Origin of the sequence: Rhodococcus sp. T7 (genome assembly GCF_009872365.1) — a bacterium.
Taxonomy (GTDB): Bacteria; Actinomycetota; Actinomycetes; order Mycobacteriales; family Mycobacteriaceae; genus Rhodococcus_F.
In genome coordinates this window covers 182,298-183,471 of record NZ_WXYH01000390.1, presented here as the reverse complement: position 1 = coordinate 183,471, position 1,174 = coordinate 182,298, and the positions used below count along the sequence as shown (strand labels likewise).

The 1,174-nt window shown below is 63.6% G+C and carries 2 protein-coding genes; both read right to left on the bottom strand.

The annotated features are described in order from the left end of the window. The coding region (locus MLGJGCBP_RS49385; protein WP_160104082.1) for an iron-sulfur cluster assembly protein at positions 1-176 on the bottom strand (176 nt) is incomplete at its 3' end. Further along, the coding region (locus MLGJGCBP_RS49380) for an amidohydrolase family protein (RefSeq protein WP_442972159.1) at positions 173-1,174 on the bottom strand (1,002 nt) is incomplete at its 5' end. The genes MLGJGCBP_RS49380 and MLGJGCBP_RS49385, both read right to left, overlap by 4 nt.

The following is a 1,174-nucleotide window of genomic DNA, read 5'->3' as shown; positions in this document are numbered from 1 at the left end:
TTCGGCGAGCAGAACGCGGTGGGCAGCCGCAGGTGCACGGTGACCCCGTCGTCGTCGAGGGTGACCGACCGGACGAAACCGAGATCGGTGATCGGCTCGTCCAGTTCCGGGTCGGTGACCGTCGACAGGGCCATCAGAACGTCCTCTTCGGTGCAGACGACGGCGGCGGTGGTCATGACGGCACGGTTTCCCGCGCCCCGGCAGCGACCTCCACACCTTCCTGCCCGGCCGGCTCGGCCAGTTGCAGGTCCGCGGGAACGTCGATGTCGTACAGCGCTGCGGCGTTGAGGCCGAGGATCTTCTTCTTCTGCTCGACGGTGATCGGGGCGTACTCGCCCTGCATGTCCTCGGGGATCTGGAAGTCGACGAACTTCTCGATCAGCCATTTCGGGGTCCACAGTGCGTAGTCGCTGCCGAACAGGATCTTGTCCTCGCCGATCCAGTAGAGCAACTCGCCGATTATCTGGGCGAAGTAGCGGGGCCGGGTGTGGATGAACGGCAGCGCCACTGCCAATCCGCCGTAGACGTTCGACTCCTGGGTGGCGATCCAGCAGAAGTCCTCGAGCCGTGGCAGACCCACATGTTCGACGACGAAGCGCAGGTCCAGGTAGTCGGTGGCGACCTTGTCGATGTCCGCCACGTCGAAGGCGTCGCGGTCGAGGGGACGGATCGTCGGTCCCTTGTGGACGTGAATGTTCCTGATCCCCAGCTTGATGCATTCTTCGAGGTAGCGCCGCGACCACGGGTCGTCGAGTTTGTAGCCGCGGGAGTCGCCGTGCCATTCGGCGGTGTAGAGCTTGACGCCCTGGAGGTTCATCCGGTCGGCGTCCTTGCGGAGTTGCTCGAGCCCGGCCTCCTCGTGCCGTGGGTCGTAGGCGTGGTTGTAGGTGAGCTTGTCGGGGTGCTTCCGGGTGAGGCCGAACGCTTCCTCGGTTTGCCCGAATCCGGTGTGGTAGAACTCGCTCAGGAACGCAGGCTGGAAGATGGCGTGGTCGACGTATCCGTCCACGAAGAGGTCCTGGAACAGGCGATCGGCACCGTAGTAGGTGTAGGTGTCGTAGTCCCACACGACCTCTTCGGGGCTGAGGTTCTTGTGATAGTCGTAGAAGCAGTCGATGAACTGCTTGCCGTGCACGTTCTTCTGGTTCGACGCGCGGCCGTCCCACAAGGCGAT